Source organism: Paracoccus sp. J39 (assembly GCF_000518925.1).
In the GTDB taxonomy this organism is placed as follows: Bacteria; Pseudomonadota; Alphaproteobacteria; order Rhodobacterales; family Rhodobacteraceae; genus Paracoccus.
On the sequence record NZ_JAEN01000001.1, the window covers coordinates 281,585 to 308,322 of the forward strand.

At 67.6% G+C, this 26,738-nt stretch carries 26 protein-coding genes; 13 read left to right on the top strand and 13 right to left on the bottom strand.

Annotated features, from left to right (window positions below):
- Positions 1–24: 24 nt before the first annotated feature.
- Genes L632_RS0101400 through L632_RS0101415 form a run of 4 tightly spaced genes read right to left on the bottom strand, consistent with a single transcriptional unit; the run spans position 25 to position 3,729 of the window.
- A complete protein-coding gene (locus tag L632_RS0101400) occupies positions 25–795 on the bottom strand; it encodes an SDR family NAD(P)-dependent oxidoreductase (protein WP_028716215.1) in 771 nt (256 codons plus the stop codon).
- 22 nt (positions 796–817) lie between these two features.
- Positions 818–1,276, bottom strand: a complete 459-nt coding sequence (locus L632_RS23390; RefSeq protein WP_051476344.1) for a MaoC/PaaZ C-terminal domain-containing protein — start codon at positions 1,274–1,276, stop codon at positions 818–820.
- Between the two features lie 8 nt (positions 1,277–1,284).
- Positions 1,285–2,466 (bottom strand): acyl-CoA dehydrogenase family protein, encoded by a 1,182-nt coding sequence (locus L632_RS0101410; RefSeq protein WP_051476345.1) that lies wholly within the window; start codon positions 2,464–2,466, stop codon positions 1,285–1,287.
- A gap of 27 nt (positions 2,467–2,493) precedes the next feature.
- Positions 2,494–3,729: a CaiB/BaiF CoA-transferase family protein gene (locus L632_RS0101415; protein WP_028716217.1), complete on the bottom strand. Its 1,236-nt coding sequence runs from the start codon at positions 3,727–3,729 to the stop codon at positions 2,494–2,496.
- Positions 3,730–4,113: 384 nt separating this feature from the next.
- Between L632_RS0101415 and L632_RS21845 the strand changes: the two genes are divergently transcribed.
- From L632_RS21845 to L632_RS0101455, 8 genes are all read left to right on the top strand, one after another.
- Entirely contained in the window at positions 4,114–5,748 is a 1,635-nt protein-coding gene (locus L632_RS21845; protein WP_051476346.1) for a sigma-54-dependent Fis family transcriptional regulator, read from the top strand.
- 122 nt (positions 5,749–5,870) lie between these two features.
- Positions 5,871–7,097, top strand: a complete 1,227-nt coding sequence (locus tag L632_RS21850) for a CaiB/BaiF CoA-transferase family protein (protein WP_198021786.1) — start codon at positions 5,871–5,873, stop codon at positions 7,095–7,097.
- A gap of 31 nt (positions 7,098–7,128) precedes the next feature.
- A complete protein-coding gene (locus L632_RS0101430) occupies positions 7,129–7,908 on the top strand; it encodes an enoyl-CoA hydratase-related protein (RefSeq protein ID WP_028716218.1) in 780 nt (259 codons plus the stop codon).
- Between the two features lie 13 nt (positions 7,909–7,921).
- A complete protein-coding gene (locus L632_RS0101435; protein ID WP_028716219.1) occupies positions 7,922–9,547 on the top strand; it encodes a class I adenylate-forming enzyme family protein in 1,626 nt (541 codons plus the stop codon).
- A complete protein-coding gene (locus L632_RS0101440; protein WP_028716220.1) occupies positions 9,544–10,314 on the top strand; it encodes an enoyl-CoA hydratase/isomerase family protein in 771 nt (256 codons plus the stop codon). The genes L632_RS0101435 and L632_RS0101440 overlap by 4 nt, the downstream gene beginning before the upstream one ends.
- On the top strand, positions 10,307–11,011 hold the full coding sequence (locus L632_RS0101445; protein WP_028716221.1) for an SDR family NAD(P)-dependent oxidoreductase: 705 nt from the start codon (positions 10,307–10,309) through the stop codon (positions 11,009–11,011). The genes L632_RS0101440 and L632_RS0101445 overlap by 8 nt, the downstream gene beginning before the upstream one ends.
- A 32-nt stretch (positions 11,012–11,043) precedes the next feature.
- Complete coding sequence (locus tag L632_RS0101450; protein ID WP_028716222.1) at positions 11,044–12,471, top strand: 3-hydroxyacyl-CoA dehydrogenase NAD-binding domain-containing protein; 1,428 nt, start codon at positions 11,044–11,046, stop codon at positions 12,469–12,471.
- Between the two features lie 64 nt (positions 12,472–12,535).
- Positions 12,536–13,462, top strand: coding sequence for a LysR substrate-binding domain-containing protein (locus L632_RS0101455; RefSeq protein WP_028716223.1), 927 nt, complete (start codon positions 12,536–12,538; stop codon positions 13,460–13,462).
- Positions 13,463–13,632: 170 nt separating this feature from the next.
- Here the strand turns inward: L632_RS0101455 and L632_RS0101460 are convergent, their stop codons facing one another.
- The 3 genes from L632_RS0101460 to L632_RS21855 form a co-directional block, all read right to left on the bottom strand.
- Entirely contained in the window at positions 13,633–15,279 is a 1,647-nt protein-coding gene (locus L632_RS0101460) for an electron transfer flavoprotein-ubiquinone oxidoreductase (protein WP_028716224.1), read from the bottom strand.
- A 100-nt stretch (positions 15,280–15,379) separates the two neighbouring features.
- Entirely contained in the window at positions 15,380–16,309 is a 930-nt protein-coding gene (locus L632_RS0101465; protein WP_028716225.1) for an electron transfer flavoprotein subunit alpha/FixB family protein, read from the bottom strand.
- Complete coding sequence (locus L632_RS21855) at positions 16,309–17,922, bottom strand: electron transfer flavoprotein-ubiquinone oxidoreductase (RefSeq protein ID WP_051476348.1); 1,614 nt, start codon at positions 17,920–17,922, stop codon at positions 16,309–16,311. The genes L632_RS0101465 and L632_RS21855 overlap by 1 nt, the downstream gene beginning before the upstream one ends.
- A 274-nt stretch (positions 17,923–18,196) precedes the next feature.
- Here L632_RS21855 and greA point away from each other — a divergent pair, with 274 nt between their 5' ends.
- Both greA and L632_RS0101480 read left to right on the top strand, forming a co-directional pair.
- On the top strand, positions 18,197–18,667 hold the full coding sequence (greA, locus tag L632_RS0101475; RefSeq protein WP_024845767.1) for a transcription elongation factor GreA: 471 nt from the start codon (positions 18,197–18,199) through the stop codon (positions 18,665–18,667).
- A 17-nt stretch (positions 18,668–18,684) separates the two neighbouring features.
- Complete coding sequence (locus tag L632_RS0101480) at positions 18,685–19,632, top strand: hypothetical protein (RefSeq protein WP_028713351.1); 948 nt, start codon at positions 18,685–18,687, stop codon at positions 19,630–19,632.
- A gap of 48 nt (positions 19,633–19,680) precedes the next feature.
- Here L632_RS0101480 and L632_RS0101485 read toward each other — a convergent pair whose 3' ends face one another.
- Positions 19,681–20,268 carry an N-acetyltransferase gene (locus L632_RS0101485; RefSeq protein ID WP_028713352.1) on the bottom strand — a complete coding sequence of 196 codons (588 nt, stop codon included), beginning with the start codon at positions 20,266–20,268 and terminating at the stop codon, positions 19,681–19,683.
- 98 nt (positions 20,269–20,366) lie between these two features.
- Between L632_RS0101485 and L632_RS0101490 the strand changes: the two genes are divergently transcribed.
- Together L632_RS0101490 and L632_RS0101495 are read left to right on the top strand one after the other, a co-directional pair.
- Complete coding sequence (locus L632_RS0101490) at positions 20,367–21,143, top strand: AzlC family ABC transporter permease (protein ID WP_156929476.1); 777 nt, start codon at positions 20,367–20,369, stop codon at positions 21,141–21,143.
- Entirely contained in the window at positions 21,140–21,472 is a 333-nt protein-coding gene (locus tag L632_RS0101495; protein ID WP_028713354.1) for an AzlD domain-containing protein, read from the top strand. Before L632_RS0101490 ends, L632_RS0101495 begins: the two co-directional genes overlap by 4 nt.
- Here L632_RS0101495 and L632_RS0101500 read toward each other — a convergent pair.
- Genes L632_RS0101500 through L632_RS0101515 form a run of 4 tightly spaced genes read right to left on the bottom strand, consistent with a single transcriptional unit; the run spans position 21,457 to position 25,051 of the window.
- Positions 21,457–22,104: a hypothetical protein gene (locus L632_RS0101500; RefSeq protein WP_028713355.1), complete on the bottom strand. Its 648-nt coding sequence runs from the start codon at positions 22,102–22,104 to the stop codon at positions 21,457–21,459. The two genes, L632_RS0101495 and L632_RS0101500, sit on opposite strands and share 16 nt — an antisense overlap.
- A gap of 23 nt (positions 22,105–22,127) precedes the next feature.
- Positions 22,128–22,280 (bottom strand): aa3-type cytochrome c oxidase subunit IV, encoded by a 153-nt coding sequence (locus tag L632_RS0101505; protein WP_028713356.1) that lies wholly within the window; start codon positions 22,278–22,280, stop codon positions 22,128–22,130.
- A 60-nt stretch (positions 22,281–22,340) separates the two neighbouring features.
- Positions 22,341–23,363, bottom strand: coding sequence for an MBL fold metallo-hydrolase (locus L632_RS0101510; protein WP_028713357.1), 1,023 nt, complete (start codon positions 23,361–23,363; stop codon positions 22,341–22,343).
- Positions 23,360–25,051 (bottom strand): acyl-CoA dehydrogenase, encoded by a 1,692-nt coding sequence (locus tag L632_RS0101515; RefSeq protein WP_028713358.1) that lies wholly within the window; start codon positions 25,049–25,051, stop codon positions 23,360–23,362. The genes L632_RS0101510 and L632_RS0101515 overlap by 4 nt, the downstream gene beginning before the upstream one ends.
- A 113-nt stretch (positions 25,052–25,164) precedes the next feature.
- Here L632_RS0101515 and L632_RS0101520 point away from each other — a divergent pair, with 113 nt between their 5' ends.
- Positions 25,165–26,115, top strand: a complete 951-nt coding sequence (locus L632_RS0101520; protein WP_028716226.1) for an L-threonylcarbamoyladenylate synthase — start codon at positions 25,165–25,167, stop codon at positions 26,113–26,115.
- A 3-nt stretch (positions 26,116–26,118) separates the two neighbouring features.
- On the opposite strand, the gene L632_RS0101525 is transcribed toward L632_RS0101520, so the two are convergent.
- Complete coding sequence (locus L632_RS0101525; protein ID WP_028713360.1) at positions 26,119–26,691, bottom strand: YqgE/AlgH family protein; 573 nt, start codon at positions 26,689–26,691, stop codon at positions 26,119–26,121.
- Positions 26,692–26,738: the final 47 nt, after the last annotated feature.

Genomic DNA, 26,738 nt, shown 5'->3' on the forward strand with positions numbered 1-26,738 from the left:
GAGGGAGGTGTTTAGGGCGGCCGTTCAGCCCAGCCCGCCGGTGGCGCTGATCGTGGCGCCGGTGACGAAACCCGACTCGTCCGAGACCAGGAAAGCGGCGACATTGGCCACGTCCTCGGGATGGGCGATGCCGAAGGGCGCCTTGGCGGTGATCTTGCTGAACATCTTCTGCCGTTGCTCGGTCATCTCGCCGCCCGAGAACCGCTCCCAGGTGGGCGTATCCTCGACGATGGTCACGCAGAGCGTATTCACCCTGATGCGATGTCGAGAGAATTCCTTGGCCAGCACGCGCGCGGCATGGATCAGGCCGCCTGAATGCAGCGCCACAGTGGTCTGGCCGGAGGTGGGGAAGCGTCCACCTTCGGAGGTGACGAACAGGATCGAGCCTGATCCGCGTTCGGTCATGTGCGGCAGGCAGGACTGCACCGGATTCAGCTTGACCTGGATGGTGCGGCTGACCTGCAAGCCGGCCTCCGCCACCTCGAAGGTTCCGAAGAAGCCCTGTGCGGCAGGGTGCAGTCCGGCGCTGGCCACGACGATGTCGATCCCGCCAAACCGCTCCACGGCCGCTAGGGCCAGTGCGTCCGTATCGGTTGGGTTCTCCAGATCGGTAGGCACGAAGATCGCCTCGCCGCCAGCAGCGGTGATCGCCTCGACTACCTCGCGCCCGGCTTCCGGATCGCGGCCCGAGGCGACGATGCTGACGCCGCGCTGGCCCAGTTCAAGCGCGATGGCCCGGCCCAAGCCGCGGGTGGCGCCGGTGACGACCGCGACCTTGGTCTCGTTCTTTTCCATAGGGTCAATTCTTTCGCTGAGGTCAATCCGCCTCGACGTAGGCGCTCGTGCGGATCATCCGCGTCGAAAGGTAACGGATCGCCACCTCGCCTTTCTGTGTCTTCACCTCGTGGCTGGTGATGACCACGCCGCGGTCGGGCTTGCTGGTCAGCCGCTTGGAATGCAGCCTAACGGAATTGGTGATCGTGTCGCCGGCAAAGACGGGTTTCAGGAATTTCGGCGCCAGCTCCATCAGGAAGATGCCGCGCCGGCGGGTCAGGCCGGCATTCAGCACCTGGCCCTCGGCCAGCGACAGGACGAAAAGCCCGGGCGACATGCGCCCGGAATAGTTCTTGTTGACATAGGCCTTGTCGGTAAAGGTCGGCGAGGTGAACTTGCAGAGATCGACGTAGGCGCCGATCATCTCGTCGGTGACCTCCAGCCCTTCGCTGACGAAGGACCAGTCCTCGGTGTATTCCTCGAAGTAAAGCCCTTCGTTCATGATCGGCCTCAGTAGGAACGCGGCATGCCGAGAACGTGCTGACCGATGTAGTTCAGCACCATGTTGGTCGAGATCGGGGCGATCTGGAACACGCGGTTCTCGCGCACCTTGCGCTCGATGTCGTATTCGACCGCCAGGCCGAAGCCGCCATGCGTCTGCTGGCAGTGAAAGCCCAGATCCCAGGCGGCTTCCGAGGCCAGCATCTTGGCCATGTTGGCGTTGGCTCCGGTGGCGCTGGCATCTGCGCCGGTGTCGAACTGCTCGGCCGCCTTCCAGCGCAGCGCGTCGGCCGCCATCAGGTTGGCATAGCCGCGTGCGATCGGGAACTGCACGCCCTGGTTCTGGCCGATGGGCCGGCCGAAGATCACCCGCTCGTTGGCGTAGTTCACCGCCTTTTCGATGAACCACTTGCCATCGCCGATGCATTCGGCGGCGATCATCACCCGCTCGGCATTCAGCCCGTCCAGCAGGTAGTAGAAACCCTTGCCCTCTTCGCCGATCAGCGAATCCTCGGGAATCTCCATGTCATCATACCAGACCTCATAGGTATGGTGGTTGAACATGGCGGGGATCTTGCGGGTTGTCAGCTGCTTGGGATCGATCTCGCGCTTGTCCACCAGGAAGCAGGAGAGGCCACGGAACGGCTTGCCTTCCGGGGCTTCGCTGGTGCGGGCGAAGACGATGAAGAAGTCCGTATGGTCCATGCGCGAGGTCCAGACCTTCTGCCCCTTGATAATCCAGCCCTTGCCGCCGCGCCGGGCGCGGGTCTGGATCTTGGACGTGTCGGTGCCGGCGTTCGGCTCGGTGACCGAGAAGGATTGCAGGCGGATGCTGCCATCGGCCACCTTGGGCAGGATGTTGCGCTTCTGCTCTTCCGAGCCGTGGCGCGCCAGGATGCCCATCATGAACAGCTGGCCGTGGATCATCGAGCCGGTGCCGCCCGAGCGGTGGATCTCTTCCACCACGACCGAGGCTTCGCGCGCTCCAAGGCCCATGCCGCCATATTCGGCCGGCACCATCACCGCGCCAAGGCCGGCTTCCATCGCCGCTTTGATGAATTCATGCGGGTAGCCGTCGGTGCGGTCCAGCTCGCGGTAATATTCCTCGGGGAAGCGCTTGGTGACGTTCTTGGTCGCCTGCAGGACGTCGGCAAGGGTGCCCTCGAGGGGCGGATCGAGTGCGGGATGCATTTTGGTCTCCAGTTGTGTTTTTAGGGGTCAGGCGGTTGCGACATCCGGCGCCCCGAAGGCGCCTTCCTCGGCCAGGCGGGCCATCTCGGCCTCGCCATAGCCGTATTGCCGAAGGATTTCCTCGCGGTGCTGGTCCAGCCGCGGCAGGACCGGGCGGGTGTCTGGGTCGTAGAAATGCGTCGGGTCGATCGGCAGCTTCAGCTCGCCCCCCAGCCCGTCATCGACCATGCGGAAGGACTTGCGCAGCGCGAAATAGTCGTTGTCTAGCGCCTCCTGGATGCTGAGGATCGGCGCGACCGGGATGTCGGCCTGCTCGAAGATCCGGGTCAGCTCCGCGCGTGTGTGGGCCGTGGTGAAATCCTCGGTGATCTTCAGCACCTCGGCCATGTTGGCGGCGCGGTCCATGTAGAGCGCATAGCGCGGATCGTCGCCCAGTTCCGGCCGGCCGATGGCCTCGCAGAACTGCCGCCACATCTTGTCGTTGTTCACGCCCAGGTTGATGTAGCCATCCTTGGCCCGGAACGAACCATAGGGCACGCCGTGATAGTTGTTCGGCCCGGCCGCCTTCTTCGCGTCCTCGTCGGCGATCTGCACGCGGGCCATGGCCGAGATGACCATGGGCAGCATGCTTTCGGCCAGCGTCACGTCGATGACCTTGCCCTTGCCGGTCCGCTCCTGCTGGCGCAGCGCAAGCAGGATGGCGGCATGCGCCGTCATGCCCGCCGCCACGTCGCCCAGGGCGAAGCCGCACCAGACCGGGTTGCCCTGATGGTCGCGGGTCAGGCTGGTCGAGCCCGACAGCGCCTCGCCGATCATCGCAAGCCCGGCGCGACCTTCGTATTCGCCGGCATTCCTGTAGCCGAAGCCGGTGATGATCACGACGATCAGATGGGGGAATTCCTGGTGCAGCGTGTCGGGATGCAGGCCCAGACGCGCCAGAGCGCCGGGGCGCACATTGGTGATAAAGGCATTGGCCTCGGACAAGAGCTTGCGCATCACCTCGCGCCCGCCCTCGGCCTTGAGGTTCAGCGCGATGCTGCGCTTGCCCCGGTTATGGCCGCCGAAATGGCCGGAGACGCGATGCGGCCCCAGCTTGCGGGTGGGTTCGCGCGACCGTGCCAGCTCGCCTTGCGGCGGCTCGACCTTGATCACCTCGGCCCCTTCGTCGGCCATCAGCATCCCGGCATAGGGCGCCGCGATCAGATGCGACAGCTCCACCACCTTGATACCTTCGAGAGGCAGCGCCTCGGACGGCTGCGGCATGTCATTCCTCCCATGCAATATCATTCGGACCAGCAAATCCTGTGCCACGGCCCTCTCAGACGGCCCGGATCGATCGTTTCCCGGGGGCTGCTCCTCCGCTTTAATGTGTGGCCGCCAGTGTTAATGTAAAGTAATATAATCTGCCCAGTTGTTCAGATATTCTTACCAAGCAAGGGCGGGTTTCTCTTTGGTAGTCTCGTCTATGCGGCAACAGATTGCCGTACCGATTCGATCTTGGTGCGGCACACAATCAGGGCGGCAGATTGTGTTAGAAAAACTGACGCTAGGGTTCATTGACCTTATGTCCGCGCTGGCGACATTATCGCGGAAAGTGACCGACTGGCAGACACCAGCGCACTTCAAAGCCGAAAATAGAGGATAGCCATGACGGATGGATCCGCATTGAAGGGGCTCGCGATCGCGGACCCCAAGGGGAAGCTGATTTTCAAATCCGGCCTCGACGAGGACAAGCGTCTCGCGCTTCTGCTCGGTGATCCTGACTGGCTGACCGAGGCGGCGCAAGCACGGCTGAAACCGATCCTATTCACCGATGCGCGCTATACCGCGCTGGTGACGCGGATCGAGGCCGGCACGCTGGTGCTGCTGTTCAAGGGCGTGTCGGACACCGTCCTGACCTTCTTCACCAATGTCGATTTCGCCTTTGACATTATCGAGCATATCCTGACTGATCCCTTCGATGCCATGGCGGTGGTGGATGCGCGCGACCGGCTGGTCTATATCTCGCCCGTCCACGAGAAATTTTTCGGCCTGCGTCCGGGCGAGGGCACCGGGCGGCCGGTCAAGCAGGTGATCGAGAACACCCGCCTGCCGCATGTCATCCGCTCGGGCGTGGCCGAGATTGGGCAGATCCAGCGGATGGGCGAGAGGGAGCGCGTGGTCTCGCGCCATCCGATCCGCCATGACGGCAAGGTCGTCGGCGCCATCGGCCGGGTGATGTTCAAGGGGCCGCAGCAGGTCGAGGCCCTGTCCAAGCGCATCAACGTGCTGGAAAAGCAGATCGCCAGCTACAAGTCCGAAAGCGACGAGCAGCGCAAGGGCGAGACGTTCCTCAGTGCTATCATCGGCAAGAGCGCCGCCATCGAACGGGTCCGCGACCTGATCCGCAAGGTCGCGCCGCTGGACGTGCCAGTGCTGGTGCAGGGCGAAAGCGGCACCGGCAAGGAATTGGTGGCGCAGGCGCTGCACATGCTCAGCCCGCGCCACAAGTCCCGGCTGGTCACGGTGAACGCGGCGGCGCTGCCTCTTACCCTGGTCGAGGCCGAGTTGTTCGGCTATGCGGCGGGCTCGTTCACCGGCGCCGATCGCAATGGCCGCGCCGGCAAGTTCGAGCAGGCCGACAAGGGCACGATCTTCCTGGACGAGATCGGCGATATGCCGCTGGAGGTGCAGTCGAAACTGCTGCGCGTGCTGCAGGACCGCGTGGTCGAGCGCGTCGGCGGCGACAAGCCCAGCCAGGTGGATTTCCGGCTGGTCAGCGCCACCAACCGCGACCTCGAGGACTTCGTCGAACGGGACCGTTTCCGGCTGGACCTCTATTACCGGATCAGCCCGATCTGCATCCCGATGCCGAGCCTGTCCGAACGGCTCGAGGACATTCCGCTGCTGGTCGAGCATTTCCTGACCGACCTGTCCGCGCGCTACCAGCGGCCGAAACCCGAGGCGGACGAGGTGCTGTTCGATTTCCTGATGGATCGCCCCTGGCCGGGCAACATCCGCGAATTGCGGCACATGATCGAACGCGCCTTCGTCTTCTGCGAGGGGGACAGGCTGCGACCCGACGATTTCCGCGGCCTGCCGGTCCAGCAATCCCCCGCGTCCCCCGTGTCGTCCCCCGAGCCGGGGGCGCAAAGGGGTATGGGCACGCTGCGCGACACGCTGGAGCAGGTCGAGCGCAACCTGATCGCGGAAACGCTGAACCTTTTCGGCGGCAACAAGAAGCGCGCGGCGGAACATCTCGGCATCTCGCGCTCCTATCTCTACAAGAAGATCGAAGCCTGACCGCCGAAAATCCACGTCCTTCCCGCAAGCGGCCTCTTCGGAGGCCGCTTTTTCCGTGTGCCGACCGGTTTGGCACGGGGCTTGCGATGTTTTCCCCGAAACCACGGATGAAGGAGGAAGCGGTGGACAGACCCAGTTCCGAGGCGGATGGCCGTCGTGACAGCTTGCCATGTGATCGCTTGCCTCTGGTTCAGGCCGGGTGGGGCTTTCGTCACCTCGAAGGCATTCGCGTCGTCGATCTGACGGGTTCCATTGCCGGGCCCTATGCAACCATGCTGCTGGCCGATTTCGGCGCCGAGGTGATTAAGGTCGAGCGTCCGCAGGGCGACGACGCGCGCCATTGGGGCCCCCCCTTCCTGAACGGCGAGGCGCTGTGGTTCGCGGCGGTCAATCGCAACAAGAAAAGCGTGGTCCTGGACCTGAGCCGCCCGGACGCACGCGCCGATCTGGATGCGCTGATCCGCACCGCGGATGTCGTGGTGACGAATCAGACACCGGACGTGCAGGCCAAGCTGGGCATGGATTACCAGACGCTGCGGCAATTGCGCGAGGATCTAGTCTTTGTCTCGATCACCGGCTTCGGGTTGACCGGCGAACGCGCCGACCTGACCTGCTACGACCTGATCGCTGAGGGCTATTCCGGCATCATGGACATCACCGGCCCCACCGGCGCCGAGCCGCAGAAGATCGGCGCCCCGGCCGCCGACATGCTGGCCGGGCAGGACGCCGCCATGGCCACCATGGCCGTGCTGTTCGAGCGGCAAAAGACCGGCCAGGGCGCGCAGATCGACATCAGCCTGGTCGAAAGCATGACGCGGTTTCTGGCCTGCCGCATCTCGTCCTATCTGGGTTCGGGCGAGGTGCCGGTGCGCAGTGGCGGCACGGACAGCGTGATCGCGATCTACCAGCCCTTCGAGACCGCGGACCTGCCGCTGAACCTGGGCCTGGGCTCGGACGCGATCTGGCGGCGGTTCTGGACCGCCCTCGGCGACCCCGATTTCGCAGCGCGGCCGGAATACGGCAGCAACATCCTGCGCCGCGAAAAGCGGGCCGAGATCGTCGAGCGCATCCAGCAGATCCTGCGCCAGCAGCCGCGGGCGCGTTGGCTGGCGCTGTTCGCCTCGGCGCGCATTCCGGCCGGGCCGATCAACCGCGTGGACGAGGTCGCCATGGATGCCGCGCTGCATGACCGCGGCCTGTTCTTCGCCCTGCAGGACGGGCCGGGGCGAATCGTGCCGCAGATCGGCCTGGGCATCCGCATCGACGACCGGCCGGCCACGCCGCGCGCCGCGCCGCCGCTGCTGGGCCAGCATACCGACGACATTCTCGCAGAAATCGGCCGCCGCTGACGGCGCCGTCCAGATCAAGGAAGACCAGACCATGAGCTTCAGCGAAATCATCTACGAAGAAGACGGCCCCATCGGGACCATCACCCTGAACCGTCCCGACAATGGCAACATGTTCACCGAGACCATGTGCCACGAGATCCGCGACTGCATCGAGGCCATCCGGCGCGAGACCCGGACCCGCGTCATCGTGCTGACCGGTGCGGGGGACAAGTTCTTCTGCATCGGCGGGCAAAAGGACGGGATGCCGGACACCCATCTCTATGCCGGCGTGCTGCCGACGCTGGAGATGTACGAGGCCATCGACCGCCTGCAAAAGCCGGTGATCGCCAGCGTCAACGGTTTCGCGGTCGGAGGCGGCAACGTGCTGCAGATGGTCTGCGACGTCACCATCGCCAAGGAAAGCGCGACCTTCCGCCAGGTCGGACCGATGGTGGGCTCGTTCGACGCCGGCTATGGCACCTGGTATCTGGAGGATCTGGTCGGCAAGAAGCGGGCCAAGGAAATCTGGTATGCCAATCCGCGGATGACCGCCGCCTATGCCAAGGAGATCGGGCTGATCAACCGCGTGGTGCCGGACGACCAGTTGAAGGAAAAGACCCGAGAGTTCGCACTGGAAATCGCCGATCGCGGCGCTTTCGCCCTGGCCTCGATCAAGGGCGCGTTCAACGCCCGTCATGGCGGCGTCAGCGGGTTGTCGCGGGTGACGCATGACCTGCTGTTGCGCCCCTATCTCGAGACCGACGAACATCACGAGCTGGCCGCGAGCTTCAACGAGCGCCGCAAGCCCGATCCCTCCAAGTTCGGCCATTGAGGGAGGGGTTGAAATGCGGCCCTACCTGACCCTGCACGACCCCGGCACGGCGCGCGGCTATTACGACAGCGGGCTATGGACCGAGGACACCTTCTATTCCCTGTTGGCCCGAAACGCCCGCCGGTCACCCGACGCCTCCGCCTTGCGCGACGGCCGCGAGGTGCTGGACTGGCGCAAGCTCAAGGCGCGGGTCGATGCCTTTGCCGACAACCTGGTCGATCATGGCATCGGGGCGGGGGATCGCGTCTCGATCTGGATGTCGAACCGCGCCGAAGCGATCATCGCCTTCCTGGCCTGCGCCCGCGAAGGCGTCGCCTGCAACCCCTCGCTGCATCGCAGCTATACCTGCGCCGAGATCGTCGATCTGCTGACCGAGTTGCAGGCCAGCGCGCTGGTGACCGAGCCGGGATGGGGCGCGGATCGCGCGGTGCGGGATTTCGACGCCATGCTGGCGCGGCTGCCCTTCCTGAAAAAGGTCTATACGCCGGCCAATTTTCCCATGCACATCACCCAGATCGCGCATGAGCCCCATGCCAATCCCGACAGCGTGGTCTATCTGGCCTTCACCTCGGGGACGACGGGGCGGCCGAAATGCGTGATGCATTCCTCGAACACGCTTCTGGCCAATGCCCGCGATCTGGTCCGCGACTGGAAGCTGACGGCCGAGGACCGCATCCTGACCCTCTCGCCGCTGTCGCATCACATCGCCTGGGTGGCGGTCGGGGAATGGCTGATCTGCGGCGGCCAGCTGATCACCGACGACGCGCCGGCCGGGCAATCCAAGCTCGACTGGATCATCGAGACCGGCGCGACCTATGTGATGGGCGTGCCGACCCATGCCATGGACATCCTGGCCGAGCAGAAGGCGCGGGGCCTGCCGCGCATCGGCAATGTGCGGATCTTCTACATGGCCGGTGCGCCGATCCCCGATGTCGTGGCGCGCGATTTCGTCGATCAGGGCATTGCGCCGCAGAATGTCTACGGCATGACGGAATGTTCCTCGCATCAATACACCCATCCCGACGATCCGAAGGATGTCTGGATCTCGACCTGCGGGCGCGGCGGCCGGGCCTATGAGGTGCGGATCTGGGACCCCGAGAACCCCGACCGGGAACTGCCGCAGGGCCAGACCGGCGAGATCGGCGGGCGCGGGGCCTGCATGATGCTGGGCTATTACGCCAACCAGGCCGCGAACGACAAGACCTTCAACCGACACGGTTATCTGATGTCGGGCGACCTGGGCTCGATCGACGCGCAGGGCAATCTGCGCATCGAGGGGCGGGCCAAGGACCTGATCATCCGCGGTGGTCACAACATCTATCCCTCGCGGATCGAGGCGCTGGCCATGACCCACAAGGCGGTGGCCAAGGCCGCGGCCTTCCCGATCCCGGACGAGCGGCTGGGCGAGAAGGTCTGCCTTGGCGTGATCGGCGAGATCGGCGCCGAGGAGATGCTGGCGCATCTGGCTGCCGAGGGGCTGTCGAAATTCGACATGCCGGAATGGTTCCTGACGGTGGAATCCTTCCCGCTGACCCCCAGCGGCAAGATCCTCAAGCGCGAGCTGACCGAGATGGTCAAGGCGGGGGCGCTGGCCCCGGACCCCGTCCGCTACGTCCCCCGCAAGGAGAAGATTGCATGACCGTCTCGCTGACCCGCAAGGACGAATTCGCGCTGCTGACCCTGAACCGGCCCGAGGCGCTGAACGCGCTGTCCTTCGACATCCTGCGCCGGATCGGTGCGGCCTTCGACGAGGTGGCAAGCTGGCGCGACGTGCGCGGCTTGCTGATCACCGGCGCCGGCGACAAGGCGTTTTGCGCCGGCGCCGACATCAAGGAGCTGCGGCAGCGCGAACTGATGAACCAGAAGCGCGGCGCGGAACTGGGCCAGGCGGTCTTCGCCCGGCTCGACCGGTTGCGGGTGCCCTCGCTGGCGCTGGTCAACGGCTATGCCTTTGGCGGCGGGGCCGAGTTGGCGCTGGCCTGCACCTTCCGGCTGGCGTCGCCGAACGCGGTCTTCGGCCTGCCCGAAATCAAGCTGGGCCTGATTCCCGGTTACGGCGGCACGCAGCGCCTGCCGCGCCTGATCGGCGAGGGCAGGGCGCTGGAGATGATCCTGACCGCCCGCAGCGTCAAGGCAGAAGAGGCCGAGCGTATCGGCTTGGTCAACGCCGTGGCCGAGGGCGACCTGCTGGAGGCCGGGCTGGCCTTTGCCCGCCGGTTCTCGGGCTACAGCCTGCCGGCGCTGGAATTTGCCCGCCGCGCCGTGCAGCGGGCCGGCGACACCACGCTGGTCGAGGGGCTTCAGGTCGAGGCCGACCTGTCCACCCTGGCCTATCGCACCCGCGATGCCGAGGAAGGCATGGCGGCCTTCGAGGAAAGGCGCAAACCGGAGTTCACCGATGGCTGAAGGGCAAGTGATCGTCACCGGCGGCTCGAAGGGCATCGGCGCCGAAATCGCCGGCGAGCTGGAGCGGCGGGGCTTCACCCCGGTCTGCCTGTCGCGCTCGGGCCAGGGCGATGTCGGCCAGCAGGTGGTCTGCGACATGACCGACGAGGCCGATGTGAAGCGGGTCTTCGCCGAGATCGCCGCGCGCGGCCCGGTCGAGGGGCTGGTGAACAATGCCGGCGTCCATATCCTCGGCTCGGCCTCGACGCTGGACACCGCGGATTTCGAGCGCACCATGCGGCTGAACGCCACCGCCGTCATGGTGGCGGCGCGCGAGATCCATCCGCATCTACGCGCGGCTGGCGGCACCATCGTCAATATCGGCTCGTTCTTCGACAAGCTGGGCGTGCCGGACAACCTGGCCTATTGCGCCTCGAAGGCGGCGGTGGCGGCAATGACGCGCTGCATGGCGGTCGAATGGGCGCGCGAGGGCATCCGGGTGCTGAACGTCGCGCCGGGCTATATCGAGACCGACCTGAACCGCGACTATCTGGCGCGCGAAAAGGTCCGCGCCTGGATGAAAAGCCGCATCCCGGTCGGCGCCCCCGGCAGCGCCGCCGAGGTCGCGCGGCTGGTCGGCGCGATCTTTGCCGAGAAGATCGGCTTCCTGACCGGCGAGACCATCTATATCGACGGCGGGCAGGGGATGAACCACTGACCTTGGCCCGGAAATCGAAAGGAAACAGGATCATGGCAGGATTGGCCAAGGATCGCACCGTCGCCGTGATCGGCGCGGGCACGATGGGGGCAGGGATCGCGCAGGTGGCCGCCGCCGCCGGGCACCCCGTCCTGCTTTACGACGCCGCCGCGGGCGCTGCCGCGGCCGGTCGCGAAAGATTGGCGCGCGGGCTGGCGGGGCTGGTCGCCAAGGGCAAGATACCGGCCGAGGCCGCCGATGCGCTGATCGGCCGGATCGGGGTCGCGGCTGCGCTGGCGGATCTGGCCCCGGCGGCGCTGGTGATCGAGGCGATCGTCGAGCGGCTGGACATCAAGCAGGGGCTGTTCTCGCAGTTGGAAGACATCGTCGCGGCGGATGCGGTTCTGGCAACGAATACCTCGTCGCTGTCGATCACGGCGATTGCCGCGCCCTTGCAGCATCCGGGCCGGATGGTCGGAATGCATTTCTTCAACCCCGCGCCGGTGATGAAACTGGTCGAGGTCGTCTCGGGCCTGGCGACGGCGCCCGAGGTGGCGGCGTTGGTGTCGGCGACCGCGACGGATTGGGGCAAGGTCGCGGTGCCGACGCGCTCGACCCCCGGCTTCATCGTCAACCGCGTCGCCCGCGCCTATTACGGCGAGGCCCTGCGGCTGGCCGAGGAGGGCGTCGCCGATCCCGCGACGCTGGATGCGCTGCTGACCCACGGCGGTGGCTTCCGCATGGGGCCTTTCGCACTCATGGACCTGATCGGCCATGACGTGAACTATGCCGTCAGCCAGTCGGTGTTCAAGGCCTATCATTACGAGCCGCGCTTCCGGCCCTCGATCCTGCAAAGGGAACTGGTCGATGCTGGACGGCTGGGCCGGAAAACCGGGCGCGGCTTCTTCGACTATGCCGAGGGGGCAGCCATGCCCGAGCCGGCGACGGTGGCGGCGGGCGACACGGCGCCGCTCGATCCGCCCCCCACCCTTGCCGGCGAGGATCGGCGGCCGGGCCTGCTGATCGCGCTGACCGATGGCCGGCTGGCGGCCGAGCGCGCGCGCGAAGCCGGACAGCCGGTCATCCTGCATGACCTGCTGGAAGACGGGGCCGGCCGGAAGCGGCTCGGCTTCACTGCCTCGCCGGGCGTTTCGGCTGCGCAGAAGGACGGCTTCGTCGCCGCATTGGCCGCGCAGGACATCGCCGCGACCGAGCTGCCCGACTGGCCGGGCCTGGTGGTGATGCGCACCATCGCCGCCATCGCCAACGAAGGGTTCGAGGCGGTGCTGCAACAGGTCGCGGACGAGCCCGGCGTGGACGATGCCATGCGCTACGGCGTCAACTATCCCAAGGGGCCGATGGCTTGGGCGCGGCAGATCGGCCTGGCGCGCATCCTGTCGGTGCTGGAGGCGCTGCAGCATCAGACCGGAGACATGCGCTACCGGCCCTCCTTCGGCCTGCGGCGCGCGGCGGCATCCTGACCTTTGACAGGTTCCGCCCGGCGGGGCTATCACAAGCCTACTCCATGTCACGGCGAGGCTCAGGATGGAACTCCGGCATCTGCGTTACTTCCAGGCGGCGGCCGAGGTCCAGCATTTCGGCCGCGCCGCCGACATCCTCTGCGTGACGCGGCCCGCCGTCTCGCAGACCATCGCCGATCTTGAGGCGGAACTCGGCGTCCAGCTGTTCATGCGCCATGCGCAGAAGGTGACGCTGACCGCCGCCGGCACCGCCCTGCTGCGCCATTCCAAGACCGTGATCGACGATCTGAACCAGGCCGTCGCGCTGGCCCGGCGGATCGGGCAGGGCAAGGAGGGGCCGCTGGTGGTCGGCTACGGCACGCTCAGCCTGCTGCATCCGCAGTTCCGCGCCGCCGTGAAACAGCTGCGCAACGATTTCCCGGCCATCGAGCTAACGCTGACCGAGATGCCCTCGAGCCTGCAGGTGCAGGCGGTGCGGGCGGGCAAGCTGGACGCGGGGTTCATCTATACCGCGCAGCCCTCCTTCGGCCACGGGCTTAACCCGCCTGAACCCGCCGGCCTGGGCGACATGAATTCGATCACCATCCAGACGGCGAGCCTGGCGGTGGCGATGCCCCACGATCATCCGCTGGCCGGCCGCAAGGAGCTGGAACTGCCCGACCTTGCGGGCGAATCCTTCATCTCGATCCGGAAATCCGTGGTCGACCTTTCGGCTGTGCAGTCGAGCCGGCGTCCGGATTATCATTTCGAACCGAAATTCGTCCAAGAAGTCGCGAATATCGCGACGCAGCTCAACCTGATTTCGGTCGGCCTGGGCATCGGGTTGATCGGTTCCTCGCCCGAGCTGAAATATCCCGATGGCGTTAAGGTGGTGCCGCTGTCGGACGTGGATTACCCAAGCCGCTTCATGCTGATCTGGAAGCGCGGCGAAATCGAGCCGATCCTGCAGAATTTCATTAAGATCGTTCGCCAGATCGTCCAGAAAAACTGACCCTTGCCTGTTCAGGCCAGACGGCGAATTTCGGATAATTGAGACGGCGCCATGGGGATCAGTCTTGTGGTCACGGCTTGGGCCCATGTCTCGGCGATTTGCGCAGGCGACCCTAGCCGCCGCCGGGCCGATAGGCAACGGCGGGGCGGCGGCGGCGGGCGTCCTGGCGATCACATATTCGGGTAGTTCGGCCCGTCTCCGCCCTGTGGGGTTGTCCAGTTGATGTTCTGGGCGGGGTCCTTGATGTCGCAGGTCTTGCAGTGCACGCAGTTCTGGAAGTTGATCTGGAACTTCGGCCCCTCCGGCCCCTCGAGCACCTCGTAGACCCCGGCCGGGCAGTAGCGCTGCGCGGGCTCGGCATAGAGCGGCAGGTTCACCGCGATCGGGATCGCGGGGTCCTTCAGCTTCAGGTGGCAGGGCTGGCTTTCCTCGTGATTGGTGAAGCTGAACGCCACGTTGGTGAGGCGATCGAACGAGAGCTTGCCGTCCGGCCTGGGATAGTCGATGGGCTGGAAATCGGCGGCCTTGCCGGTGGCCTCGGCGTCGGTCTTGCCGTGCTTCCAGGTGCCCAAGGGGTTCCAGCCGGTGAGGTTCGCCACCCACATGTCGAAGCCGCCGAGCGCCAGCGACGGCCACAGCCCCAGCTTCGACCACAGCGGCTTGACGTTGCGGACCGGCTTCAGGTCGCGGGCGATGGGGCCCGAGCGCAGGTCGGCCTCGTAATCGGCCAGCTCGTCGCCCGCGCGGCCGGCGGCGATGGCGGCGGCTGCCGCCTCGGCCGCGGCGATGCCCGAGAGCATGGCGTTGTGGTTGCCCTTGATCCGCGGCACGTTCACCAGCCCGGCCGAGCAGCCCAAGAGCGCCGCGCCGGGCACCGCCAGCTTCGGGATCGATTGCCAGCCGCCCTCGGAGATGGCGCGGGCGCCGTAAGCCACGCGCTTGCCGCCCTCCAGGAGCTCCGCGACTAGCGGGTGGTGCTTGAAGCGCTGGAACTCCATGTAGGGATAGAGCCAGGGGTTGGCGTAGTTCAGGTGGACGACGAAGCCGACCAGGACCTGGTTGCCCTCGAGGTGATAGATGAACGACCCGCCGCCGGCGTTCTTGCCCAAGGGCCAGCCCATGGTGTGGGTCACCGTGCCCGGTTTCGCCTTGGCGGGGTCGATCTCCCAGATCTCCTTCATGCCGAGGCCGAATTTCTGCGGCTCATGGCCGGCGGAGAGGTCGTATTTGCCGATGAGTTCTTTCGCCAGCGAGCCCCTCACGCCTTCGGCGATCAGCACGTATTTGCCGCGCAGCTCCATGCCGGGCTCGTAGGCCGGGCCGGGGGTGCCGTCGGCATTCAGCCCCATCTCGCCGGCGACGACGCCGGCGACGCGGCTGCCCTCGTAGACCAGCTGCGAGCAGGCCATGCCGGGGAAGATCTCCACCTCCAGCGCCTCGGCCTGTTCGGCGAGCCAGCGGCAGACATTGCCCATCGAGACGATGTACTTGCCGTGGTTCGACATCAGGGGCGGCATCGGCCAGTTCGGGACGCGGACCTGGCCCTGCGGGCCGAGGATGTAGAAATTGTCCTGGGTGACTTCGGTGCTGACGGGCGCGCCCTTGTCCTTCCAGTCCGGGATCAGCTTGTCGAGGCCAGAAGTGTCGAGCACGGCGCCCGAGAGGATATGCGCGCCGATCTCCGAGCCCTTCTCCAAGAGCACCACGGAAAGCTCGGGGTTCACCTGCTTGAGCCGGATCGCCGCCGACAGACCCGCGGGACCGCCGCCCACGATCACCACGTCGTATTCCATCGACTCGCGAATGATATCAGTCATGTTCGATTCTCCTGGACGGAACCCCGGGGAGGTAAGTGACGGGGTTCCGTCCTTCCCGACTGACGGAAGATGTCGTCGGGGACACGAATATCGGTGACGCTCAGAGCTTCCCGGTCAGTTCCGGCACCACGGAGAACAGGTCGCCGACCAGGCCGTAATCGGCGATCTGGAAGATCGGCGCCTCCTCGTCCTTGTTGATCGCCACGATCACCTTCGAATCCTTCATCCCCGCCAGGTGCTGGATCGCCCCCGAGATGCCCACCGCGACATAGAGCTCGGGGGCGACGACCTTGCCGGTCTGCCCGACCTGCCAGTCGTTCGGCGCATAGCCACTGTCCACCGCCGCCCGCGAGGCACCCACCGCGGCGCCGAGCTTGTCGGCCAGCTGCTCAATGATGGCGAAGCTCTCCTTCGAGCCGAGGCCGCGGCCGCCCGAGACCACCCGTTTCGCCGAGGTCAGCTCGGGACGGTCGCTCTCGGCCACCTCGTCGGCCACCCAGGAGGACAGGCCCGGATCGGCGGCGGCGGCGGCGGTCTCGGCAACGGCGGCCGAACCGCCTTCGGGGGCGGCGTCGAAGCTGGCGGTGCGGATGGTGAAGACCTTCTTCGCGTCCTTCGACTTCACCACCTGGATGGCGTTGCCGGCATAGATCGGCCGCTCGAAGGTCTCGGCGTCGAGGATGGCCGAGACATCCGACAGCACCATCACGTCGAGCAGCGCCGCGACGCGGGGCATGACGTTCTTGGCATCCGTGGTCGCCGGCGCGGCGATATGGCTGTAATCGCCGGCCAGGCCCACGATCAGCGCCGCGGTCGGCTCGGCCAGGCGGTGACCGTAGAGCGGGGCTTCCGCCACCAGCACCTTCGCGACGCCGGCGATCTTCGCGGCCTCCTCGGCCGCCGCTTTCGCCGAGGCGCCGGCGCAGAGCACCGTCACATCGCCAAGCGCCTTGACCGCCTGCACCGCCTTCGCCGTCGCGTCGCGGTTCAGCTCGCCATTCGTGACTTCGCCAAGCAGCAGAACAGCCATCAGATCACCCCCGCTTCTTTCAGCTTGCCCACCAGNTTGATGTCGCAGGTCTTGCAATGGACGCAGTTCTGGAAGTTGATCTGGAAGCGCGGGCCATCGTCGCCCTCCAGCACCTCATAGACCCCGGCCGGGCAATAGCGTGTCGCCGGCTCGGCATAGACCGGCAGGTTCACCTGGATCGGGATCGCGGGATCCTTCAGCTTCAGGTGGCAGGGCTGGCTTTCCTCGTGGTTGGTGAAGGAAAACGCCACGTTGGTCAGCCGGTCGAAGGACAGCTTGCCGTCGGGCTTCGGATAGTCGATCGGCTGGAAATCCGCGGCCTTGCCGGTGGCCTGCGCATCCGTCTTGCCGTGCTTCCAGGTGCCGAGCGGGTTCCAGCCGGTGAGGTTCGCCACCCACATGTCGAAGCCGCCGAGCGCCAGGCTGGCCCAGAGCCCCAGCTTCGACCAGAGTGGCTTGACGTTCCGGACCGGCTTCAGGTCGCGGGCGATGGGGCCCGAGCGCAGGTCGGCCTCGTATTCGGCCAGCTCGTCACCCGCGCGCCCCGCCGCGATGGCCGCCGCCGCCGCCTCGGCCGCGGCGATGCCGGACAGCATGGCGTTGTGGTTGCCCTTGATGCGCGGCACGTTCACCAGCCCGGCCGAGCAGCCCAGCAGCGCCGCCCCCGGCACGGTCAGCTTCGGGATCGACTGCCAGCCGCCCTCGGAGATCGCCCTTGCGCCATAGGCGACGCGCTTGCCGCCCTCCAGCAGCTCCGCGACCAGCGGATGGTGCTTGAAGCGCTGGAACTCCATATAGGGATAGAGATAGGGGTTGGCATAGTTCAGGTGCACGACGAAGCCGACCAGCACCTGGTTGCCCTCAAGGTGATAGATGAAGCTGCCGCCGCCGGCGTTCTTGCCCAAGGGCCAGCCCATCGTATGCGTCACCGTGCCGGGCCTGGCCTTGGCCGGGTCGATCTCCCAGATCTCCTTCATGCCGAGGCCGAATTTCTGCGGCTCATGGCCGGCCGAGAGGTCGTATTTGCCGATCAGCTCCTTCGCCAGCGACCCGCGCACGCCCTCGGCGATCAGCACGTATTTGCCGCGCAGTTCCATGCCGGGCTCATAGGCCGGGCCGGGGGTGCCGTCGGCGTTGAGCCCCATCTCGCCGGCGACGACGCCGACGACGCGGTCGCCCTCGTAGACCAGCTGCGAGCAGGCCATGCCGGGGAAGATCTCGACCTCCAGCGCCTCGGCCTGCTCGGCGAGCCAGCGGCAGACATTGCCCATCGAGACGATGTATTTGCCGTGATTGTTCATGAGGGGAGGCATCGGCCAGTTCGGCACCCGGACCTGGCCATGCGGGCCGAGGATGTAGAAGTTGTCCTCCTTCACCTCGGTGGTGACCGGGGCGCCCTTCTCCTTCCAGTCCGGGATCAGCTTGTCGAGGCCGGCGGTGTCCAGCACCGCGCCCGAGAGGATATGCGCGCCGATCTCCGAGCCCTTCTCCAGCAGCACCACGGAAAGTTCGGGGTTGAGCTGCTTGAGCCGGATCGCCGCCGACAGGCCCGCAGGCCCGCCGCCAACGATCACGACGTCGTAATCCATCGACTCGCGGACGATCTCAGACATGGCTCGGCCTCCAATCCCCTGGCTCTTGACTCTGCGCCGAACACCTAACGCGTAACATTCTTGCGGGCAATCGGAACGCGACGAACAATTGCAATTCTGCGACCTTTCTGCGCGAGGTCTCGCGGATGGCCTTTGCCGGGGCTTGAAACAGGGCCCGGAACCGGCCACGATGCCTTTCGGATTTCAGCGGACGCCCCCGGCCCAAGGTCGGGGGCGTTCCAACACCTTGTTTCGCGTTGACTGGCGTCGCACCGTTGCGACCGGAAGGACTGGAATGGAAAAGATACCGATGACCCGCGCGGGCTATGACCAGCTGGACGAGGAATTGCGCGAGCTGCGCTCGGTCCAGCGTCCGGCGGTGATCCGCGCCATCGCCGAGGCGCGCGAGCACGGCGACCTGTCGGAAAACGCCGAATACCACGCCGCGCGCGAGAAGCAGAGCTTCGTCGAAGGCCGCATCAAGGAGCTGGAGATGATTCTGTCCCGCGCCGAGGTCATCGACCCGAGCCGGCTGAACGGCTCGATCAAGTTCGGCGCCACCGTCACCCTGCTCGACGAGGACAGCGAAGAAGAGCGCACCTATCAGATCGTCGGGGAGGCCGAGGCGGATCTGGAGCGCGGGCTGCTGAACATCCGCTCGCCCCTGGCCCGCGCCCTGATCGGCAAGGACGAGGGCGACAGCGTCGAGGTCGTCACCCCGGGCGGCGGGAAATCCTATGAGATCATCTCGATCCGCTATGTCTGAAGGATGGGGCCGGGCGCATGAACTCGCTTGATCCGCTGCGCAGGCTGGCCATCGAACAGGCGCGCGGCCGCGTGCTGGCCGTCGGCGCGGCGTCCAGCCTGGCCTGGCTGGCGCTGGCCGGGCTGTTCGCGCTTTTCGGTCCCGAGTCGGAAGGGACCGGGGCGGCGGGCTGGCTGCTCTGGCTGGTCGGCCTGTTCCTGCCGCTGGCGCTGATCTGGCTGGCGGTCTGGGCGGCGCGCAGCCTGCTGGCGCTGCGGCAGGAGGCCGAGGAACTGCGCGCCATGCTGGCCCGGATGCAGGACGAGGACGCTGCGGCCGAGCCCATGGCCGAGCCGCGCCCCGTCGCAGCCGCGCCCGCACCCGCCGCGGCGGCGCGGCGCAATGCCATTCCCGCGCCGCCGCGGCCGGCGGCGGACACGCGCCAGGCCACGCTGGAGCTTGATTCGCCGGCGGCGGCCGAGCTGACCCCGACCGAGCTGTTCTATGCGCTGAACTTCCCCGACGGTCCCGAGGATCGCGAGGCGATTCGCTGCCTGCGCCTAGCGCTGGCCGATCCGGGCATGGCCCGGCTGATCCGGGCGGCGCAGGACGTGGTCACGCTGCTGGCCGGGCAGGGGGTCTATATGGACGAGCTGGCGCTGGCCGAGGCCGATCCCGCACTGTGGCGCCGCTTCGCCGAGGGCGCGCGCGGCGAGGCCGTGGCGGCGCTGGCGGTGATCCGCGACGAGGCCGCGCTGGCCACCGCCGGGACGATGCTGCGCGCAGACGAGGTCTTCCGCGACGTGGCCCATCATTTCCTGCGCCATTTCGACCGGCTGCTGAGCCGCAAGGCGCAGGACGGCGATCCGCAATTGCTGGCCGTGCTGGCCGAGACGCGCTCGGGCCGGGCCTTCACCTTGCTGGCGCAGGTGACCGGCATGCTGGGCCAGGCCGGAGCAGAGGCCGAGGCGGCGGAGGGGTCCTGAAGCCGAGGGTGCGCGCGGGTCGCCTTGCGCCCCAGGCGGGCGGCGTGGCTAAAGCGGCAGCCGCAGCACATGGGCCGGCGCCGACCAGGGCCAGCCCAGCCTTTGCCGCGCCAGCGGGCGGAAGCCCATCGCCTGCCATGCCGCCAGCCCCTCACGGTTGCCCGCCTGCACCTCGGCGCGCAGGGCCGGATGGCCCAGTGCGCTTGCATGGGCGGCGGCGCACCGGATCAGGGCGCGGGCGATGCCCTGCCGCCGCCATTGCGGCAGCACGGCGATGCCGTCCAGCACCAGATCCGCGGTCGCCGCACCGGGACGGTAGAGCCCCGCCGCCAGATGCCGCAGCCGCCCGCGCGCCGGGCCCCAGACCGCGACGAAGCCCTCGGCGCTGGGGTCGAGAAAGCCGCCGCCCGCCCCGCGCAGCCCGACGATCCCGACCAGCCGCCCCGAGGGCGCCAGCGCCACCAGCGCCCGCTCGGCCCGCATGGCGGCGCGGATCAGCGCCACCCCCTGCCGCGCCGCCACCGGCAGCGGCAGGACCTGCGCGCCGAAATGGCGCCAGTAAAGCGCCGCCGCCGCGCCCTGCAGCTCGGGCGGGATGCCGCGCAGGATGCGGGGCGGGATCTGCGGTCCGGGCATGGCGGTCCCTTCAGGTTCTTGTATGGAGGTTCTTGTATCGGGCCGCGGTTTTAGCCAATGTGCCGCCAGCCATATCCCGAACATGAGCCGTTTTCACCATGTCCGCGCAAGCCGATCTTGCGGCCCCTTCCCGCCTGACCCCCGAGCAGAGCCGCGCCCTGCAGCGCAGCCCGGCGCAATGCCTGCGCCATGGCTTCCTGCAGGCGCTGCCCTTCATCCTTGTGCTTCTGCCCTTCGGCATGCTGTTCGGCGTGGTCGCCAGCGATGCGGGGCTGGACCTGCCGCAGATCCTGGGCTTCACCGTGCTGGTGCTGGCCGGGGCCTCGCAATTCACCGCGGTGCAGCTGATGACCGATCACGCGCCGGCGCTGGTGGTCATCGTCTCGGCCATCGCGGTCAATTTGCGCATGGCGATGTATTCGGCCTCGCTGGTGCCCTGGCTGGGCGGGGCAAGGCCGCGCGACCGGGCCTGGATCGCCTATGTGCTGATCGACCAGAGCTATGCGCTGGCGATCCAGCATTATGAAAAGCATCCCCGGCTGAGCCTTGAGCAGCGCATCGGCTATTTCCTGGGCGCGGTGCTGGCGACCTGTCCGTTCTGGCTGCTGGCCACGCTGCTGGGCGTCTGGCTGGGCAAGGCCATCCCCGAGGACTGGGCGCTGGATTTCGCCATGCCGATCACCTTCCTGGCGCTGATCGCGCCGATGCTGCGCAGCCCGGCCCATGTCGCGGCGGCGCTGGTCGCGGTGCTGGGCTCGCTGGTCTTCGCCTTCCTGCCCTCGGGGCTGGGGCTGTTCGTGGCCGCGCCGCTGGCCATGCTGACCGGCGCAGGGGTCGAGGCGCTGATGGAACGCAGAAACGGAGCCCGCCCGTGACCGGCTACAGCAATGCCACCATCTGGCTGATCATCCTTGTCCTGGCGCTGGGGACCTATGGCTTGCGCTGGTCCTTCCTGGGCGTGCTCGGCGGCCGGCCGATGCCGCTCTGGGCGCAGCGGTTGCTGCGCTATACCGCTGTCGGGGTGCTGCCGGCCATCGTGGCGCCGCTGGTGGTCTGGCCGGCGGCGACGCATGGCGCGCCCGATCCGGCGCGGATGATCGCGGCGGTCGTCGCCGTGGCGGTGGGGGTCGCGACGCGCAACGTGCTGGCGGCCATCCTGTCCGGGATGGCCACGCTTTACACGGCGCTTTATCTCATCACGTGAAGGCGGCCGTCGGCGCCATAGCCGGCGATGGTGCCGCTTTTCTGGCGCAGGAGCACGTCATGGTTGTTGGCGGGATCGCCGTCCATGTGCTTCTTGGAGGTCACGCCCGGCAGGGTCAGGAACCAGTCGCGCAGCTTGAGCACCGAGAAGCCGGTCGGCGCGGCCTCGAAGCCCGGCACGCGGCTCAGCGCCTTGCCGGTGTTGACGGCGCAGAAGCTCTTGTTCGAGGCGCCCTGCCGCTCGACCGAGCGGATCGCGGCATCGGCGACGGCCAGCGGCACGCGGACCGTGTCCTCGGCCACCCAATAGGTCGAGCGCGCGTGATAATCGATGTAGAAGTTCTTGAAGTTCGGCGTGATGCCGTAAAGCACGTCGTGCCGTTCCGGGATCGCCGGATGTTCCCAGCTGCCGGCGGGGTCGTAGATCACCCGCTGGCTGCCGTTGATCATCAGCGCGGAATGCCCGCCCTCGCCGCGCGGGATGCCGATGACGCTGAACAGCGTGATCGAGGGCGGCTCGTCCGAGACATAGCGCGCGCGCCGGATGGCCTCGTCGCTGGCCCATTTGTTGTCTGCCCCGCAAGCCGCAAGCGCGGCCGGCAGCGCCAGCGCAAGGAAGGCACGCCTTTGCATTTCTGGTCTTTCCCCGGTCAGGATCAGGCGTTGGTCAGCGCCAGGAACACCAGCACGGCGATGGCAAGGATGCTGACCCAGGTCGCAGCCTTGATGAAGCCGGCAAAGGTCGCCTGCTGGGCGCGGATGTCCATTTCGCCATGCTTGTGTTCGGTGATTTCGTGATGCGAGGCCATGATCCTGTCCGTAACGATGCGATGCGTCGGGCGCAGGGATAGCGCAAGGCGGCGGCCGTGTCACGCCCCCCAAAGCACCGCGCCGGACCCGGTCTTGCCCATGGGCCACACCCGGCCGGTCGCGCGCAGGTGGTTGATATGCCCGACCGCCTCGGCCAGCGCCAGGCCGAATTCGGGCTTGGCGATCTGCCGGCGATAGAGCAGCGGGAAGCAGTCCACCACGCTGTGCGGTTGCTGGCGCAGCCCGTCCAGCAGGCGGTCCAGCGCCGCGCGCTGGTTCTCGGCCAGTTGCCGCAGCCGGGTCGGCAGGCCGCGATAGGGCAGCTTGTGACCGGGCAGCACCAGCTGCTCGGGCCGGGCGAATTCCGCCAGCCGCGCGCAGCTTTCCAGCCAGTCGCCGACGGTATCGGCCTCGGGCTCGGTCGGATAGACGCCGAGATTGGGCGAGATCGTCGCCAGCATCTGGTCGCCGCCGATCACCAGATCGTCGTCCAGAGACCACAGCGTCACATGTTCCGGCGCATGGCCATGGCCCATGCGCACGATCCAGCGCCGCTCGCCGAATGTGACCTGCTGCCCTTCCCACAGCCGGCGATAGCCGGGCGGCAGCGGGGCGCAGACATCGGCGCTGTTGAAGGGACGCTCGTGGCTGCGTTCCTCGATCAGCTCGGGCGGCATGCCGGCCTCGCGCCAGAAGGCGATCGCCTGCGGGGTCGGGCGTTCCTGCACGTCGAGGATGCCCATCCGCGCCGTGAGCCAGGCCGAGCGCGAGGTCCAGAGTTCGGCCCCCTGTGCCTGAAACCAGCCGGCAAGGCCCATGTGGTCGATATGGTGATGGGTGGCGATCAGCCGGCTGACCGGCGCCCCGGCCAGCGGACCCTGCAGGATGCCCTGCCAGATGCCGCGGGTGCGGCGGGTGTCCAGCCCGCTGTCCACCAGGGTCCAGCCATCCGCGTCGCGAAGGGCGTAGACATTGACCGTATCGGGCTTGAACGGCAGCGGAAGCTGGAACCAGAACACGCCGGGGGCGATCTCATGCGCCTCGCCCTCGGCCGGCGGGTTATGGGTCTCGCTGCGTATCACCCAGCCATTTGACCCAGCAGCGCGGCATCGTCAAGCGCCGCCAGATCGGCCAGCCCGGCCCGCGCGGCCGCCAGATCGGCGGCGAAATGCGGCAGGATGCGGGTGATGTAGATCCGCGCCAGCGCCTTGCTGCCGCCGCCGGTCGCGGCGCGCAGGTGGTAATGCGCCCCCAGCACCCGGGCAAAGGCCGAAAGATAGGGCACCGCGCCGGCGAAACGGTCCTCCATGCCCAGCTCCAGCAACTCATGCGTGGCCTCGCGCAGGGTCTCGGCGGCTTGCCAGAGCTGGTTGGCCAGCTCGGGCTCGGCCGATTGCGCGGCCTTGGCGCCGTCGAGGATCTCGTCCAGCAGCGCCATGGCCGCCGCGCCGCCGTCCGAGAGCTTGCGCCCGACCAGGTCCATGGCCTGGATGCCGTTCGTCCCCTCGTAGATCGCGGTGATGCGCACGTCGCGCAGATACTGGGCGGCGCCGGTTTCCTCGATATAGCCCATGCCGCCATGCACCTGCACGGCGGTATCGGCGACGCGGATGCCGATATCGGTGCCATGCGCCTTGGCGATCGGGGTCAGGAAGGCTGCGCGCGCGGCCCATTCGTCCGAACCGGTGGCCCGCGCCATGTCCAGCGCCACCGCGCAGCCCAGGCAGATGGCGCGCGCCGCAAAGACCTCGGCCCGCGATTCCGCCAGCATCCGGCGCACGTCGGGATGGCGGATGATCGGGCCCATCTGCACCCGCTCGGCGGCATAGGCCACGGCCTGCTGCAGCGCCGCCTCGGCCTGGGCCACGCCCTGCACGCCGACGCCCAGCCGGGCGCAGTTCATCATGGTGAACATGGCGGCCATGCCCTTGTGCTCTTCGCCGACGATCCAGCCCTTCGCGCCCTCGAAGCTCATGACGCAGGTCGGGCTGCCGTGGATGCCCAGCTTGTGCTCCAGGCTGACGACGCGAAGGTCGTTGGCGAGGCCGGGCTTGCCCGCCTCGTCGGGGATGAACTTGGGCACCATGAACAGGCTGATGCCGCGGGTGCCCGCGGCCCCGTCGGGCAGGCGCGCCAGCACCAGATGGCAGACGTTTTCCGTCACGTCGCTGTCGCCCCAGGTGATGAAGATCTTCTGCCCGGTGATGCGATAGCTGCCGTCCCCGGCCCGCTCGGCCCTGGTGGTCAGCGCGCCCACGTCCGAGCCCGCCTGCGGTTCGGTCAGGTTCATGGTGCCCGACCATTCGCCCGAGATCAGCTTGGGCAGATACAGCGCCTTGAGCTCGTCGCTGCCGTGATGCTCCAGCGCCTCGATCTGGCCCTGGGTCAGTAGCGGATTCAGCTGCAGCGCCAGGCAGCCCGAGGCGATCATCTCGTTCACCGCCATGTTCAGCGCCTGGGGCAGGCCCATGCCGCCATGTTCGGGGTCGGCGGCAAGCCCGATCCAGCCGCCCTCGGCCAAGGCGCGGAAGGCCTCGGCATAGCCGGGGGATGAGCGCAGCTTGCCGTTCTCCAGCCGCGCGGGGGTCAGGTCGCCGGCGCGGTTCACCGGCGCGACGACTTCGGTCGCCAGCTTGCCGGCCTCGGTCAGGATGGCGGACATGGTCTCGGCCGTCGCCTCGGCGAAGCGGTCGGTGCCGGACAGGTCCGGAAACGACACGACCCGGTTCAGGATGAACGCGATCTGATCGACGGGGGCTTGATAGGCCATCCGCACTCTCTCCCTCTGGCGCCTTGGCAAATCCGGCTGCGGCGCGTAACTGATGCCTTGGTTTCGATCATATTTGCCGCCCCGCGTCCATCAACCACAACCCGACGTAACGAATGCAGACCCTGATCCTAGGCCGCGATTCCCGGGGCGTGCGCGCCGCCGCCGACCTGCTGGCGCAGGGCGAGCTGGTCGCCATCCCGACCGAGACGGTCTACGGCCTGGCCGGCGACGCGCGCGACGCCCGCGCCGTCGCGCGCATCTACGAGGCCAAGGGCCGGCCCAGCTTCAACCCGCTGATCGTGCATCTGCCGGACCTTGCCGCGGCCGAGCGCATCGCGGTCTTCGACAATGCGGCGCTGGCGCTGGCGCGGGCCTTCTGGCCCGGCGCGCTGACGCTGGTGCTGCCGCTGCGGCCGGGGGCCGGCATCGCCTCGCTGGTGACGGCGGGGCTGGACACGGTGGCGATCCGCGTGCCGGCGCATCCGGCGGCGCAGGAGGTGCTGCGCGCCTTCGGCGGGCCGCTGGCGGCGCCCTCGGCCAATCCCTCGGGGCGGATCAGCCCGACCTCGGCCGCCCATGTCGCGGATCCCGAGACCGGGCTGGGGGGGCGCATCGCGGCGGTGCTGGATGCCGGCGCCTGTCCGGTCGGGGTGGAATCCACCATCGTCGGCTGGGTCGGGGGCCAGCCCGCGCTGCTGCGCCCCGGCGGCGTCGCGGCGGAAGAGATCGAGGCGGTTCTGGGCCGGTCGCTGGCCCGGCCCGAGGCCGATCCCGACGCGCCCACCGCGCCGGGGCAGCTGACCAGCCATTATGCGCCGCGCGCCAGCCTGCGGCTGGATGCCGGGGCCGCGCGGCCGGGCGAGGTGCTGATCGGCTTCGGCCCGGTGGCGGGCGAGATGACGCTGAGCGAAACGGGCGATCTGACCGAGGCTGCGGCGCGGCTGTTCGACCTGCTGCGCCGCGCCGACGAGCTGGGGCGGCCCATCGCCGTGGCGCCGGTGCCGGAACGGGGGCTGGGCGCCGCGATCAATGACCGGCTGCGCCGCGCCGCCGCGCCGCGCTAGGCGTCAGGCATGGCCGGCGCTGGGCGACAGCATCAAGGGGTCGATGCCCAGCGATTTCAGCGCCGCGCGCCATTTTCCGGAATTGTCGGGGCCGAAGATGATCTCGTCGCCGCGGTCCGAGGTCAGCCAGCCGTTGTCGCGGATTTCCGAATCAAGCTGACCCGGCCCCCAGCCGGCATAGCCGAGCGCCAGCATCGCCGGCTGCGGCCCGTGGCCATGCGCGTAATCCTCGAGGATGTCGCGGGTGGTGGACATGGCGAGGTCGTCGGCGATGCGCATCCGGTTTTCGTCAAGCTGGATGTCGCGGGGCACGCGATGCAGCACGAAGCCGCGCCCCGGCTCGACCGGGCCGCCGAAGCGCACGGGAATGTCCAGCGCATTCGCGTCCGCATGGATGCCAAGCTGCGCCAGCAGGTCGGAAAAGCCGATCTCGGGCAGCGGCCGGTTGACCACCAGCCCCATGGCGCCGTCCTCGGAATGGGCGCAGACCAGGATCACCGACTGTTCGAAGCGCGGGTCGCGCATGCCCGGCATGGCGATCAGCATCTTGCCGGTCAGGTTGCTCGACTGGTCCATGATCTGCTCCGTCCTTTTCCCTAAAGATCGGTCCTGCCGGCTGTTTT